This is a genomic window from Acidipropionibacterium jensenii DSM 20535, assembly GCF_000425285.1.
Lineage (GTDB): Bacteria > Actinomycetota > Actinomycetes > Propionibacteriales > Propionibacteriaceae > Acidipropionibacterium > Acidipropionibacterium jensenii.
This window is the reverse complement of record NZ_AUDD01000010.1, coordinates 23,004-36,919: the sequence shown is the minus strand read 5'-3', so window position 1 is coordinate 36,919 and position 13,916 is coordinate 23,004. Positions and strand designations below refer to the sequence as shown.

At 68.7% G+C, this 13,916-nt stretch carries 13 protein-coding genes; 4 read left to right on the top strand and 9 right to left on the bottom strand.

The window, feature by feature from the left end; translation table 11 throughout:
• Nucleotides 1-12 precede the first annotated feature (12 nt).
• Together ispD and ispF are read left to right on the top strand one after the other, a co-directional pair.
• Nucleotides 13-789 (top strand): 2-C-methyl-D-erythritol 4-phosphate cytidylyltransferase, encoded by a 777-nt coding sequence (ispD, locus tag H590_RS0108065; protein ID WP_036981636.1) that lies wholly within the window; start codon nt 13-15, stop codon nt 787-789.
• On the top strand, nt 786-1,268 hold the full coding sequence (gene ispF / locus H590_RS0108060) for a 2-C-methyl-D-erythritol 2,4-cyclodiphosphate synthase (protein ID WP_036981634.1): 483 nt from the start codon (nt 786-788) through the stop codon (nt 1,266-1,268). Before ispD ends, ispF begins: the two co-directional genes overlap by 4 nt.
• A gap of 56 nt (nt 1,269-1,324) precedes the next feature.
• On the opposite strand, the gene menC is transcribed toward ispF, so the two are convergent.
• The 3 genes from menC to H590_RS17310 form a co-directional block, all read right to left on the bottom strand.
• The gene (gene menC / locus H590_RS0108055) at nt 1,325-2,443 is read right to left on the bottom strand and encodes an o-succinylbenzoate synthase (RefSeq protein ID WP_028703158.1); all 1,119 of its coding nucleotides are present in this window, start codon (nt 2,441-2,443) and stop codon (nt 1,325-1,327) included.
• Entirely contained in the window at nt 2,440-3,117 is a 678-nt protein-coding gene (locus H590_RS15620) for a MurR/RpiR family transcriptional regulator (protein ID WP_071161723.1), read from the bottom strand. Before H590_RS15620 ends, menC begins: the two co-directional genes overlap by 4 nt.
• A gap of 65 nt (nt 3,118-3,182) precedes the next feature.
• The gene (locus tag H590_RS17310) at nt 3,183-4,007 is read right to left on the bottom strand and encodes a hypothetical protein (RefSeq protein WP_126412840.1); all 825 of its coding nucleotides are present in this window, start codon (nt 4,005-4,007) and stop codon (nt 3,183-3,185) included.
• A 344-nt stretch (nt 4,008-4,351) separates the two neighbouring features.
• Here H590_RS17310 and H590_RS0108040 point away from each other — a divergent pair, with 344 nt between their 5' ends.
• Nucleotides 4,352-5,443 (top strand): M20/M25/M40 family metallo-hydrolase, encoded by a 1,092-nt coding sequence (locus H590_RS0108040; protein WP_028703157.1) that lies wholly within the window; start codon nt 4,352-4,354, stop codon nt 5,441-5,443.
• A gap of 225 nt (nt 5,444-5,668) precedes the next feature.
• Here the strand turns inward: H590_RS0108040 and H590_RS0108035 are convergent, their stop codons facing one another.
• From H590_RS0108035 to cysS, 6 genes are all read right to left on the bottom strand, one after another.
• On the bottom strand, nt 5,669-6,178 hold the full coding sequence (locus H590_RS0108035) for a hypothetical protein (RefSeq protein ID WP_154655314.1): 510 nt from the start codon (nt 6,176-6,178) through the stop codon (nt 5,669-5,671).
• A gap of 362 nt (nt 6,179-6,540) precedes the next feature.
• Nucleotides 6,541-7,194 (bottom strand): hypothetical protein, encoded by a 654-nt coding sequence (locus H590_RS18345; RefSeq protein WP_126412843.1) that lies wholly within the window; start codon nt 7,192-7,194, stop codon nt 6,541-6,543.
• A 516-nt stretch (nt 7,195-7,710) separates the two neighbouring features.
• A complete protein-coding gene (locus H590_RS0108025) occupies nt 7,711-9,177 on the bottom strand; it encodes a glycine hydroxymethyltransferase (protein ID WP_028703154.1) in 1,467 nt (488 codons plus the stop codon).
• 32 nt (nt 9,178-9,209) lie between these two features.
• The gene (locus tag H590_RS15610; protein ID WP_051238311.1) at nt 9,210-10,439 is read right to left on the bottom strand and encodes an MFS transporter; all 1,230 of its coding nucleotides are present in this window, start codon (nt 10,437-10,439) and stop codon (nt 9,210-9,212) included.
• 484 nt (nt 10,440-10,923) lie between these two features.
• The gene (gene rlmB / locus H590_RS0108010) at nt 10,924-11,913 is read right to left on the bottom strand and encodes a 23S rRNA (guanosine(2251)-2'-O)-methyltransferase RlmB (protein WP_028703153.1); all 990 of its coding nucleotides are present in this window, start codon (nt 11,911-11,913) and stop codon (nt 10,924-10,926) included.
• 136 nt (nt 11,914-12,049) lie between these two features.
• Nucleotides 12,050-13,525, bottom strand: coding sequence for a cysteine--tRNA ligase (cysS, locus tag H590_RS0108005; RefSeq protein WP_028703152.1), 1,476 nt, complete (start codon nt 13,523-13,525; stop codon nt 12,050-12,052).
• Nucleotides 13,526-13,563: 38 nt separating this feature from the next.
• Between cysS and H590_RS18340 the strand changes: the two genes are divergently transcribed.
• A complete protein-coding gene (locus H590_RS18340; protein WP_036981631.1) occupies nt 13,564-13,857 on the top strand; it encodes a hypothetical protein in 294 nt (97 codons plus the stop codon).
• Nucleotides 13,858-13,916 lie beyond the last annotated feature (59 nt).

The following is a 13,916-nucleotide window of genomic DNA, read 5'->3' as shown; positions in this document are numbered from 1 at the left end:
AGAGTCACGATCATGTCAGAACCCGTGGTCGCGCTCGTGATGGCCGCCGGCCTCGGCACCAGATTCGGCGGTCCGGTGCCCAAACAGGTCCAGGAGCTCACCGGCAAGGCCGTGGTGGCGGTCGCCGTGGAGTCGATGGCCGCCGGCGGGTGCACTGACGCGGTGGTGGTCGTCAAGGACGGCATGCACAACCACTTCCGGCTGGCCCTGGCGGCCTCGCCGATCCCGGTGCGGTTCGCGACCGGCGGGTCGAGTCGCCAGGAGTCGGTGCACAACGGCCTCCAGCTCATCGATGCCAGCACCCGGCTGTCGAAGGCCCGGAAGGTCCTCATCCATGACGCCGTGCGCCCCCTGGTGCCCGCCTATGTCGTCAAGCAGGTGCTCGCCGCACTGGAGGACGGGGCGGTCGCGGTGACGCCGGTGGTGCCGGTGGTCGACACCATCCGCCAGATCGACGGCGACGTCTCGGAGGTGATCGACCGGTCCACCCTGCGTGCGGTGCAGACCCCGCAGGGATTCGACCGCGAGGTGATCACCGAGTGCCACCGCAGGCTGCACGCCGAGGGCGGCGAGGTCACCGACGATGTGAGCTGCTGCGAACGGTACGGGTACCGGGTGAGTCTCATCGAGGGGTCCCGGATGGCCCTGAAGATCACCGAGCCGATGGATCTGGACATCGCCGAGACCCTGGTCAAGGCCACCGCGGGAGCGGGCCACCACTCCGGACGTCGGGTCCGGCGGGTGCTGAGCCGGATGGACCCGCGGCCCTCCCACCGGCGTCGCGGATGATCCCGCAGATCCGTACCGGCATCGGCACCGACGTCCACCAGCTGGTGGATGGCGTGGGGATGCACCTGGCCGGGTTGTCCTTCCCCGATGAACCGGCCGGGCTGGCGGGTCACTCGGACGGTGACGTAGCCGCCCACGCCATCTGCGACGCCCTGCTGTCGGCCGCCGGTCTGGGCGACCTCGGGTCGACCTTCGGCACCGACCGTCCCGAGTGGGCCGGTGCCGCCGGCGTCGCACTGCTTGCCGAGACGGTGCGGATCCTCGCCGAGGCCGGATGGCGGGTGGGCAATGTCGCGGTCCAGGTGATCGGCAACCGGCCGCGGATGGCGGCCCGGCGTCTGGAGGCCCAGCAGGTGCTCTCGGAAACCGTCGGCGCCCCGGTCTCGGTCTCGGCGACCACCACCGATCACCTCGGCCTGACCGGCCGGGGCGAGGGGGTGGCGGCGATCGCCACCGCCCTGGTCCACAGCGCGGACTGAGTCTGGCCGGCCGATCCCGGTCGATTCCGGCCAGGATCTCAGGGCTGGCCAGGATCTCAGGACTGGGCGCTGTCGAAGGTCCGCAGGGTGTTCGAGGTGATCTGCTCGAGGTCGATCTGGTGGCCCAGCCCGGGGGCGGTGGGCACCTGGACCCAGCCGTCCTCGGCGATCACCGGCGGGATGATGACGTCGCGGGCGTAGTACTTGTCCGACCCGGAGACGTCGGAGGGCAGGGTGAATCCCGGCAGCGAGGAGATCGCGACATTGGCCGCGCGCCCGATCCCGAACTCGTGCATCCCACCGCACCACACCGGGATCCCGGCGTTGCGGGCCATCTCGTGGGCGGCCCGGGCGACGGTGAGCCCGCCCATCCGGGAGACCTTGATGTTGAGCACCCGGCCGGCCTTCAGGGAGATCATCAGTTCCAGGTCGAAGAGGTCCTCGACCGACTCGTCGAGGCACACGTCGGTGGCGATCCGCTGCTGGAGGCGGGCATGACCCAGCAGGTCGCGCGGTGCGAAGGGCTGCTCGATCATGGTCAGGCCGAAGGCGTCCAGCTCGGCCAGGTGGGCCATCGTCTCGTCGTCGTCGGTGTAGACCCCGTTGGCGTCGACGTGGAGATCCAGGTCGGGGTAGGCCGAACGCACCGCCCGCACGGGTTCCAGGTCCCAGCCGTGGGAGATCTTGAGCTTGACCCGGTGGTAGCCGGCCGCCACCTGGTGCTCGACCTGCTCGAGCAGGTCGTCGATGGTGGCCTCGATGCCCAGTGAGACGCCGGCGCGCACCTTGGTGCGGGTGCCGCCCAGACTGGCGGCCAGCGAGACCTCATGGGTCCGGCACCACAGGTCCCAGGCCGCCCCGACCAGCCCGGCCTTGGCGAACCGGTGGCCGCGGACCCGCTGCCACAGGTCGTCGACCTGCTCGGGGTGGTCCCAGTCGGCGTCCAGCACGGTCGGCAGCAGGAACGCGATGGTGGTGTCCCAGGCCGTCGTGGTGGTCTCGGGGCAGTAGAAGGGGCCGGCCGGGGAGGCGATCTCCCCCCAGCCGACCTGGCCGTCGGCGCCGGTGAACTCCACGAGGATGTGGTCGAGGGTGGACTTGGCGTGGGAGCTGGTCCGGAACCGGTGGACCAGCGGCAGCCGGACCTCGAAGAGTCGTGCTCGGGTGATTCTCATGAGATGCTCTCGCTCTCCTCGGTGGGGGAATGGATGATCGGAGGCGTGCCGTCGGCGTCGGGTTCGAGGCTGTCGGAGCTCTCGTCCCAGTAGAGGCCCAGCTCGGCGGTGACGACGTCGCGATTGGCCAGACGGCGTCTGGCCCCCTTCGCGGAGGCGCTGGCCAGGGAACTCAGCAGATGGCAGACGGCGGCCATCGCGGTGGGGGAGTCGGCGTAGGAGGCCGATCCGGTGTCGACCAGGATGAGGGCACTGGCGCTGCTAGCCAGAGGTGCCCGGGGATCGTCGGTGACGACCACCAGATGGCCTCCGGAGCTCGCGAAGAGACGACCCAGGCGGACCGTCTCGGCGCGGTAGCGGCGCACGCTGAAGACCACGCAGACGTCGGAGGAGCGGACGTCGCTCAGTACATCGGTGGCGCTCAGCCCGGCGCCGATGAGCATCACATTGGGCAGGGTGGCGGCCAGATCGGCGTTGAGCAGGGCCGCGTAGGCCGCCGACTTCCCGGCCCCGGCGATGTACTTGCGTCGCGAGGCCAGGATGAGCGCGGCGGCCCGCGACAGGCTGGAGTCGGCGGCCAGGGTGGCGAAGGTGCTCTCCAGAGAGGCCCGCTCGGCGTCGACCAGATGGGCCTGGAGGGCCTCGGCGCTGACATTGGGGCGCAGCCTCAGCATCCGGTCTCGGGGGCTGGAGGGTCCCCGGCCGGAATCGGTACTGAGACCCCCTTCGCCGGACTGGCTCACAGCGCGCCCCCGCGGCTCTCGACGGCCCGGTAGACCGACAGGGAGTCCCCGAGCCGGCGGCAGGAGACCAGGACCATACCCGATCCCATCACCTCCGAGAGGGTCTGACGGAGCCTGTCGCGCACCGGTTCGGTGCCCTCCTCCGAGTCGTCCCCGGCGACCACCCCGGAGGGGATCGGGATCCAGATGCCGTCCTGGTCGGGGACCGCGACGGCGGGCTCGGCCTCGGCCAGCTCAGGGGGGACGGTCAGGGCGTGCTCGTCGGCGTAGCGGTCGGCGTCCTCGGACAGGTTCCACTCGACGATCATCCGGTCGCTGTGCGGGCGGCCGTAGTAGTCGACGACGAACTCGCGGCCCACCCCGCGCAGCGAGTCGAGGTTGAAGTGGGCGTTGCGGGCGAACAGCGGGTTGTACCCCCAGCGCATGTGCGTGGCTCCCCAGTCCCTCGCCACCTCGGCCTGGCGGAGCTTGAGGATCCGGCCGATCCCCTCGCCCTGCATGCTCGGGTCGACGACGGCGGCCTGGGAGTAGTGGAACAGCTTGTGGGTCTCCGGGTCCAGGGCCGCGAAGCCGTAGGCGAAGCCGACCAGCGGTCCGTCCGGTGTGTCGCGGCGCACCCCGACCGAGGAGCCGCCGTGGCGTCCGAGCGCGCTCAGCAGGTTCGCGTTGAGGGAGAGTTGGGGCAGGTCGTAGTTGAAGGTTCGCCGGTAGAGGCGTGTCGCCTCCCCGAACTCGGCCGCCTCGGTGAGCGTGCCGATGTACAGCCTCACCGGGTGGGTGGGGTCCTGGTGTGCGGGTGAGACTTCTGTCAGATCCTCCATACCGAGAAAGATACGATTCGTATGTTGCATCGGTGTTACCGACATCACACCGTCACATGGCCTCTCTATGCTCTGTATCACCAAGACATCCAGGGGTGTCGATGAGATGTCCGGCATCTCGAGGGTGCCGGGAGCGGTCAACTTATGATCTGTATGAGAAGAGAGGTTCTCAGATGACAGACGGTGGTTCTGAGACGGCCCAAGGCGTTTCCGAGACGACACACCCCGGCTCGGAGGGGTCCCGAGGTGGTGCCGGGACGGCCCACCCTGGCTCGGAGGCGTCCCGGGGTGGTGCCGAGACGACCGCGAGAGCCTCCTGGCAGACCCGACCGGACTCCCGTCAGGTGCTGGAGCGGCTCGAGAAACTGGTGAGGGTCGAGAGCCCCTCCCGCGATCTCGACGCGAACCGGAAGGTCACCGATCTGCTGGTCTCCTGGTTCCAGAGGATCGGGCTGGAACTGCAGCGCATCAACAGCTCCTCGGGCATCCACCTCATCGTCGACGATCCGGGCGACGGGGTGGGGGACCCGGTCCTGCTGGTCGGACACTCCGACACCGTCTGGCCGATCGGCGCCCTGACCGACCAGGTGCCGTGGGTGCACGACGGCGATGTGCTGCGCGGACCCGGTGCCCTCGACATGAAGTCGGGTCTGGTGATCATCCTCACCGCCCTGGAGAAGCTGCGGTCCCGGCCCCACCGTCCGGTGCGCGTGGTGATCACCTGCGATGAGGAGATCGGGTCGCCGACCGGCACGGCCATCTGCCGACAGGCCGCCGAGGGGGTCGTCGGCGCCATCGGCTTCGAGTGTCCCCACCCCGACGGCGCGCTCAAGGTGGGACGACGCGGGTCCACCCGGCTGCGGGTCTCGGTCACCGGACGGGCGGCCCACGCCGCCCTGGATCCCGAGTCCGGGATCTCGGCGATCGACGAGCTGGTCGACCAGCTCGTCGGGGTGCGCCCGGTGATTGCCGAGGCCAGCCGGATCAAGGAGGTGCTGTGCAATGTCGGGATCATCTCCGGTGGCGCCCGGGCCAATGTGATCCCCGGCCATGCCCAGGCCGAGATCGGGCTGAGGTTCCTGGAGTCGCAGAGCGAGAGCTACGTGCTGGACCGGTTGACCTCCCTGACGCCGGTCCGCGAGGGCGCCCGGATTGACAGCGAGATCCTCACTCATCGTCCGACCTGGGCCCCGAAAGCCTCCGGTCAGGCCCTGCTGGCCGAGATCGCAGCTGCCGGGGCGGCTCTGGGGCAGACGATCGAGGGGCGTCCGGCCGCCGGCGCCGGGGACACGAACCTGGTCGGGGGACCGCTGGGCATCCCCGCGGTCGACGGGTTCGGGCCGATGGGCGGGGGAGCCCACGCGGTGAGCGAGCACATCCTGGTGCCGACCCTCTTCGACCGGCTGGATCTGTTGGTGAGATTCCTGGAGAGGTAGACCTGTCCGGGCCGTCCGGGTTGCGTGGGCTGTGTTGGCCGAGTGGGCCGTGTGGTCCGAGTGGGTTGCGTTGGCCGAGTGGGTCACGGTGGCGCTGATCGCGACGAGGCGCCTCTTCGTCCGCCAAGCGCCTCATCTAGCTGGCGCCTGGTTGATGAAGGGGCGCCTCGTGCGAGGATCGGGCCGGACTGCGGGGAGGGGGAGGGGACGGAGGTCCGGCTCGGCTCAGCGCTTCACCTTGTCGCGCACCCATTCCCAGACCGGATTCGGCGGTGGTTTCGGGCCCTTCGGTGTGGCGCCGATCGCCCGGGAGAGGCGTCGGTTGTCGACCACACCCATCACCAGCAGCGCCGCTCCCGACACGACGCCGCAGACCAGCAGGGCGCCAGAGGGCGGAACCAGCAAGGACGTCAGACAGCCGGCCACCATCAGCAGCCAGCAGATCAGGTGCCAGGGGGTCAGGGCCGGCGAGCGCTCGGCCAGCCAGCGGGTCCCGAAGGCGACCACCGCCAGCACCACGGGGCTGATGAGGGGTGCAGTACCCACCGGTAGATCCATCGACAAGGTGGCCACCACCGCCACCACGCCGGCCAGCCCGGCTCCCAGCACCACGGCAGTCCTGATTGCGGAGCGCGTCATCTCACGACGGGTCCGGTAGTTGTGACACATCCCGACGGTGGTGGCCAGCCCCAGGGCCACCACGATTGCAGCGGTGGGCGGGTTGGACGCCGTCAACGCTGTGAAGGCCAGGGTGAGTCCGATCCCGATCTCGCCAGCGCCGGTGACGGTGTCCGGAAGTATCGGGGCGGAGGAATCCGGCGTCAGTGCCTGCCGTGTACCCAGCGATCCCGGACGAGCTTCGGACGCGCTCTGGCGATCGCGCGGCCCATGGTCCTGAACGTGCGATCCGTGCGCCGGCGTCGTCGAGGCGGCGGTGGCCGGCGACACGGTGGGCCGGTCTCTCCGCCGCGACTGCGCGCGTCCCCTGCCCCTCTTCCTGCTGCGTGATCGGGAGGTGCTCACCTTGACGATGATACGGGTGGCCCGTGATCAGTCATCTGCCAGAGCGGAATCCCCGCTCTGGCAGATGACTGATCTCATGATGCGGTCGCTGGGCTCAGGAATACCGAGAAGTCTGAAGTTCTCGTGATCCAGGCGATTGAATCAAATATCCATCCCACCGCGACCGGATCGTCTGGGATGTCGACACAAATCTCGCTGTCCTGTGCGTGACAGGTGAAACCATCAGCGTCAACGAAGAACTCTGACAGGGACTTCATGAGGGCAGGTTGAAGTGAGTCGATGCACGCTGTGCATGTTGATTCTCCACCGGTCCATCCGAGCCATCGATCACGCTGCTCATAAAGACCCCAGTATGTGTCCCCGGAGTTGCCGATCCATGCCTCGAGCAACTGGGAATCCCCGGTGATTCTCACACTTTGAGTATGTGAGATACCGAGCATCCTCAGTGTCTCGACGATGCACGACATGAACTGTCCGCCTGGTCCTGTGATGCATGTCGTGGGTGCAATATCGGCACGAAAAGACAGCGCGATCATGTCTGCGGACATGCTGGTTGCACTGGCTGCGGCATAGCTCCAGCGGGGTGGCCCCTCATTAATCGGCGAACGGAGGCCAAGACTGTCGATGACCGGATAGAACACTTGATCCAAGGCGAGGACGGGTCTCTTTGGCGAGAAAACTGTCAGGTGGGCCCTTATCGTGGCCGGACTTCCGAGGTTCATCACCACGGAGAGCACTCCAACGTGACGACATCGGGCTGCGCAACACCAGAATCTCGCGGTTCTATATTGGACGTCGAGGAGTCGGTCTGAGACGAGGTTTCTGGGGCAGCTTGCGCAGGAATTGCCACACCACAGAATAAGATCGCTGCCGCAACGGTGCGTCCTGCAAGCTTCTTGTAGTTCACAACCGTCCTTCTTTCGTCGGAAGTAGTACCATTCGTGCGGTATCTTCTTTTGAAGAGCTTATGGGTGGCAAGTGAGAAGCGCAATAGATCTGATGAAAATCTGACCGATCGGGCAATTGTTGACATTTACGATGACGTGAGTCTGGTGATTGAGGCCGTGTCTCAGGCAGGCGACATCAGGATCCTCAGGTGCGCGTTGAGCAACCCCGATCCAGGCAGGTCGTTCCCAGGACTCGTCAGATGAAGATCGGTTGTGGCCCGCGATCACCAAGGATCGCCGAGCCACAACCGATGCGGCCGGACGAGACGGAGTGCTGGCCCGCGTCGGGGCCCGGACTCAGAGCTCCAGGCCGGGGTACAGCGGGAAGTTGCCCACCAGCTCATCGGCCTCGGCATGCACCCTGTCGGCCACGCCGTCGGCCATCACGTACTTGGCCTTGCCCGGCTTGCCGGAGGAGGCGGTCCTGGGGGTGGTGGCCTTGAGAGCCTCCACGATGAGGGCCGCGACCCGGTCGAACTCCTCGGCTCCGAAACCGCGTGAGGTCAGCGCCGGGGTGCCGATCCGGACGCCCGAGGTGTACCAGGCGCCATTGGGATCGGCGGGGATCGAGTTGCGGTTGGTGACGATGCCGGAGTCCAGCAGGGCCGACTCCGCCTGACGTCCGGTCAGCCCGAAGCTGGCGGTGACGTCGAGCAGGTTGATGTGGTTGTCGGTGCCATTGGTGACCAGCTTCACGCCACGGCTCATCAGCCCCTCGGCCAGCGCCTTGGCGTTGTCGGCGACCTTCTGGGCGTAGTCGCGGAAGGTCTGGGTGCGGGCCTCGGCCAGGGCCACCGCCTTGGCGGCCATCACATGGCCCAGCGGACCGCCGAGCACCATCGGGCAGCCGCGGTCGACGTCGTCGGCGTACTCCTTGGTGACCAGCACCATGCCGCCGCGCGGCCCGCGCAGCGACTTGTGGGTGGTCGTGGTGACGACCTGGGCGTGGGGCACCGGATCCTCGTCGCCGGTGAACACCTTGCCGGCCACCAGCCCGGCGAAGTGGGCCATGTCGACCATCAGCACAGCGCCGATCTCGTCGGCGATCTCGCGCATCTTCGCGAAGTTCACCCGGCGCGGGTAGGCCGAGTAGCCGGCCACGATGATCAGCGGCTTGAACTCCAGGGCCAGCTCGCGGACCTTCGCGTAGTCGAGCAGTCCGGTGGTCGGATCGGTGCCGTAGGAGCGCTGGTTGAACATCTTGCCCGAGATGTTCGGACGGAATCCGTGGGTGAGGTGACCGCCGGCGTCCAGACTCATCCCGATCGCGCGCTGGTCGTTGAACCGGTGACGCAGGGTGTCCCAGTCCTCCTGGGACAGGTCGTTGACGGTCCTGGAACCGAACTCGGCCAGAGCCGGCATCTCCACATGGTGGGCCAGGATCGACCAGTAGGCGGTGAGGTTCGCGTCGATGCCCGAGTGCGGCTGGACATAGGCGTGGTCGGCACCGAACAGCTCGCAGGCGTGCTCGGCGGCGACCGCCTCGACGGTGTCGACGTTCTGGCAGCCGGCGTAGAAGCGGTGCCCGATGGTGCCCTCGGCGTACTTGTCGGAGAACCAGGTGCCCATGGTGGCCAGCACCGGCAACGAGGCGTAGTTCTCGGAGGCGATCAACTTGAGGGAGTGACGCTGATCGTGCAGCTCCGCGCGGGTGGCCTCGGCGATCCGGGGCTCGACGGAACTGATGATGTCCAGCAGCGTCCGGTATGCCGGAGCGGCCTTCTCATTGATGCTCACGGGCTCTGGGTAGGTCGAGTCGGGCACGGAAATCTCCTGTCGTGGGGCCGCAGCACAATCTAGTACGGGTCGTGCTGCGGGTGGTCGCGGTGAGATGGACGGCGTCGATCCCTCGCGGTCTCGGCGACCAGGACCAGCCCGGCGGCCACCACGAAGCCGACCGCCGCCAGCACCACCCCGTGCCAGCCGAACCGCGGCCACAGGAACACCGCTACCGCCGAGCCCACCGATCCGCCGATGAAGTAGGTCGTCATGTACAGCGAGTTGAGACGCGAGCGCAGGGCCGGCTCCTGGGCGTAGACCACCGACAGATTGATGATGTGGGCGGCCTGGAGTCCGCAGTCGGTGAGGATGAAGCCGATGCCGAACATCAGCACCGAGGAGGACCCGAACCACAGGGTGCCCCAGCCGACCAGCAGCAGTCCCGTTCCCAGGGCGACCACCTGGGTGCCCAGGCCGCGGTCGGCAAGTCGTCCGATCGGGCCGGCGGCCAGGGCTCCGACCACCCCGAGCAGACCGACCAGGCCGATCATCGCCGGTCCCAGACGGTGGGGCGGGCCGGCCAGCAGGGGGGTCATCGTCGCGAAGCATGCGCTGACCGAGGCGAACAGCAGCCCCGACATCACCGACCGGGAGCGGACCTTCGGGAGCCTGCGCCAGGCATCGATCATGGACGCCGGCACCCGGGTCAGGCTGAAGCTCTCCGGGACCGCAACGGTCGGCAGACGGCGCCACAGCAGAGCGGCGATCACGATCAGCAGACCGCCGAGAATCCAGTAGGCGGTCTTCCAGCCGCCCACCAGACTCAACCCGCCAGAGACCGCCCGGGCCACCAGGATGCCGATCAGCAACCCGCTCATCATGGTGCCGACCGCCGCCCCCCGCCGGCCGGGGGAGGCCAGTTCGGAGGCGAAGGGCACCAGCACCTGGGCGGCGACTGAGAAGACGGAGGCGGCACCGGTCCCGATCAGCATGACGGGGAAGGTCGTCGAGGAGGCGGCCACCAGCTGTCCTGCTGCCGACAGCAGGATCAGGCCGGCCGCGAGTTTTCGGCGGTCGACCATGTCGCCCAGCGGCACGAAGAGCACCAGGCCGATCGCATAGCCGAACTGGGCGACGGTGACGCTGGACGCGGCGGTTGAGACGGTGACGCCGAAGTGGCGTGAGATCTCATCGATCAACGGCTGGTTGAGGTAGTTGCCTCCCACGCACAGGCCGGTGGCGGTGGCCATCAGCATCAGCAGTCCGCGACTCAGTTCGCGATGGCCTCCGGGTGAGGTGATGCTCATCCTCGTCCTCCTCCGCGGCCGGGGGGTCGCCGGTCGCCGGTCACACGTGTGATCCAGCGCTCGGTGGCCATCGGGATCTCCACGCTCTCGATATCGGCCACCTCGGGATCGGTGGCCAGTATCTCCCTCCGCCCCGGCATCCACCGGGTGCGCTGCTCCTCGGTGGTGGTGAGCCACTGGGAATAGGTCTGCCGCGGGGTCAGACCCGTGTGGGGATGGCTCGGGTACTGGTGAGTTCTGCCATCACGGGTTCGGCGACTGGATAGTGCAGCTGCTGGGCTCTGTGGTGGCAGATCTCGTGTGGTCCTGGATCGGTATGGGGTTGAGTTCTGCCCTGTGGGGCGCGGCGACTGGATAGTGCGGCTGCTGGGTCCTGTGGTGGCAGATCTCGTCGGAAACCGCGCCGCACGCACCGGAAACCGCGCCGCACGCACTGGAAACCGCGCCGCCGAAGGGCCCGGCACGGGCCGACCAACCGGGAGTCTCAGGCGCGGGCCCGAGCGACCTCGTAGAGCGCGATGGAGGCCGCCACCGAGGCGTTCAGGGACTCGATTCCGGTGATCGGGATGGATGCCACCTGGTCGCAGTGCTCGCGGGTGAGGCGGGACATTCCCTCCCCCTCCGAACCGATCACCAGGACCAGCGGGCCGTCCAGGCCGTGTGTGTCGGCGATGTCGGCATCGGCCTCACCGGCCAGTCCGACGATGGTGTAGCCGGTCTTGGCCAGCTTGGCGAGAGCCTGGTTGAGGTTGGAGGCCATCGCCACCGGCACCCGGGCGGCGGCCCCGGCCGAGGACTTCCAGGCGGCCGCGGTCATCGAGGCCGAGCGCCGGGACGGGATGAGCACCCCCTGGGCGCCGAAGGCGGCCGCCGAGCGGATCACGGCGCCGAGATTGCGGGGATCGGTGACCTTGTCCAGGGCCACGATGAGGCCGCCGTGGGAAGACTCGGCGCCGGCGGCGATGAGGTCGTCGACGGCGGCGTACTCGTACTCGGGCATCCTGATCGCCACGCCCTGGTGGACCGCCCCGCCGGTCATCCGGTCCAGCTCACCGCGGGTGGTCTGGAGCATCGGCATGTTGTGGTCGGCGGCGTAGGACAGGATCTCGCGCAGTCGGGAGTCGTGCTCGGCCCCCTCGGCGATGTAGGCGGTGCGCACCGGAAGTCCTGCGTGCAGGGCCTCCAGCACCGGGTTGCGGCCGATCACCCACTCCGGGCCGGCTCCTCGGGAACCCTGCCCCGATCCGGACCCCGGGCGGGACCCACCAGCACCGGGACGGCCCTGCTGCTTGGTGGTCCGCTGCTGCTTGTCCTTGTAGGCCTTGTGGTAGGGCCGGTCCTCCGCCCGGGGGGTCGGGCCGCGGCCGCGCAGACCGCGCCTCACCCGGCCGCCCGATCCCGCCGCGCTGCCCTTGCCGGCGAACTTGCCGGCCTTGTTCCCGCCGGCGCCTCGCCGCTGTGAGTTTCCAGGCATGGTGCCTCCTGAGTTGTGGGTCCCGGAATGCGGATGACGCGATGTCGGTGCCGGTCCGGGATGGTGAGAAATGGTTCGAGAGAGATGGACTGCGGTGCGGGCCCCACCCGCAGGGTGAGCCCCGGGGCGAGTGCGCTCAGAGGGACCAGCGGGCGCCGGCCTGGGTGTCCTCGACAGTCAGCCCGAGATCGGACAGGGTGTCGCGGATGGCGTCAGCGGCCGCCCAGTCCTTGCGGGCGCGAGCCTCGGCTCGCTGGTTGAGCATCGCCTGGACCAGCCCGTCGACGACCGGTTCGAGCTTGTCGGGGGAGGCTCCGGGGCCGACTCCGGCCCACTCCGCGGAGTCCGGGTCCAGGCCGAGGACGTCGAGCATCCGCCGGACGCCGGCGGCGACCACGGCGGTCTGTTCGGCATCGCCGGCGCCGATCGCCCGGTTGCCGGCGCTGATCGCCTCGAAGAGGGCTGCGACCGCACCGGGGGTGCCGAGGTCGTCGTCCATCGCGGCGGCGAACCGCTGCTCCTGGGGGATCGGCGCCGAGGTGTCGGTGGCGCTGTCGGTCTGGGCGTCGGAGACCGCGGCCGGGAAGTCGGCCGCCAGCTCGTCGGCGCGGCGCAGGAATCCGTCGATCCGCTCGATGGCCTTGGTGGCCTCGTCCAGGGATCCCTGGGTCTGCTCGTCGGAGGGGGAGAACTCGATCGCCGACCGGTAGTGCGGGGCGAGCAGGAAGTACCGGACGGCGCGCGGGTCGTGGTTACGGGTGACCTCGGTGACCCGGGCGGTGTTGCCCAGGGACTTGCTCATCTTCTCCCCGGCCATCGTCACCCAGGCGTTGTGCATCCAGTAGTGGGCGAAGGGACGCCCGGCGGCGGCCGACTGGGCCAGCTCGTTCTCGTGATGGGGGAAGCGCAGGTCGATCCCGCCGCCGTGGATGTCGAAGGCGTCGCCCAGGTACTTGCCGGCCATCGCCGAGCACTCCAGGTGCCAGCCCGGTCGGCCCCGGCCCCACGGCGTCTGCCAGGAGGCGGTGAGGGGCTCGGAGTCCTTGTGGCCCTTCCACAGCGCGAAGTCCCGGGGATCGCGCTTGCCGCGCGGGTCGGAGTCCTCGGCCGGGGCCATCTCGTCGACCTTGATCCCCGACAGCTCCCCGTAGCGCGGCCAGGAGCGCACATCGAAGTAGACGTCCCCCGAGCCGTCATCGGCCGGGTAAGCGTGCCTGGCGTCGATGAGGGTGCTGATGAGCTCGATCATCTCGGGGATGTGACCGGTGGCACGCGGCTCGTAGGTCGGCGGGCGGCACCCCAGGGCGTGGTAGGCCTCGTGCAGCTCGGTCTCGAAGTGGTAGGCCAGCGCCCACCACGGAACACCCTGCTGGGCGGACTTGGTGAGGATCTTGTCGTCGATGTCGGTGACATTGGCGACCACCGTGACCCGGTAGCCGGAGTGCTCCAGCCAGCGTCGCAGGACGTCGAAGACGACCTCCTTGCGGATGTGGCCCAGATGGGGGGAGCCCTGCACCGTCATCCCGCAGTGGTAGATCGACACCTCGCCGGGAACCAGCGGGACGAAGGTCTCGGTTCGGTGAGAAGCGGTGTTGTAGAGCTGAAAGGTCACGGGAACAGGGTACCGGCGCCGTCTCGTACCATGGTCGCATGGCCGAGATCCGCACCCACAAGTCCTCCTCGAACCCGATCGCCCAGGCTCTCGCGGCGGCGATGGGCGATCCGATCCGTCCCGTCACCCCGGGGGCCCGTCCGGTGGGCGCCGATGATGACGACAGGCCCGAGGCCGCCGGCCCGGCATCCCTGACGATGGCCGCCGGATGGCAGGGATTCACCGTCGGCACCGTGTCCGCCGGGGAGGCCGCCGGCAAGGCCGGCTCTGCTGAGGGCGCTGAGGCCGCGGACGACGCCGCGGATGGCGAGGTGGACGAGCAGGACGTGTAGGACCCGTAGGACGCGCAAGCCGGGTCGAGTCCGGCCGATTCCGCGCACTGAACCTCGCG

Coding starts and splice junctions, on each gene's coding strand:
- ispD (WP_036981636.1), top strand. CDS start 13: ATGTCAGAACCCGTGGTCGCGCTCGTGATGGCCGCCGGCCTCGGCACC.
- ispF (WP_036981634.1), top strand. CDS start 786: ATGATCCCGCAGATCCGTACCGGCATCGGCACCGACGTCCACCAGCTG.
- menC (WP_028703158.1), bottom strand. CDS start 2,443: ATGAGAATCACCCGAGCACGACTCTTCGAGGTCCGGCTGCCGCTGGTC.
- H590_RS15620 (WP_071161723.1), bottom strand. CDS start 3,117: ATGCTGAGGCTGCGCCCCAATGTCAGCGCCGAGGCCCTCCAGGCCCAT.
- H590_RS17310 (WP_126412840.1), bottom strand. CDS start 4,007: ATGGAGGATCTGACAGAAGTCTCACCCGCACACCAGGACCCCACCCAC.
- H590_RS15610 (WP_051238311.1), bottom strand. CDS start 10,439: ATGAGCATCACCTCACCCGGAGGCCATCGCGAACTGAGTCGCGGACTG.
- rlmB (WP_028703153.1), bottom strand. CDS start 11,913: ATGCCTGGAAACTCACAGCGGCGAGGCGCCGGCGGGAACAAGGCCGGC.
- H590_RS18340 (WP_036981631.1), top strand. CDS start 13,564: ATGGCCGAGATCCGCACCCACAAGTCCTCCTCGAACCCGATCGCCCAG.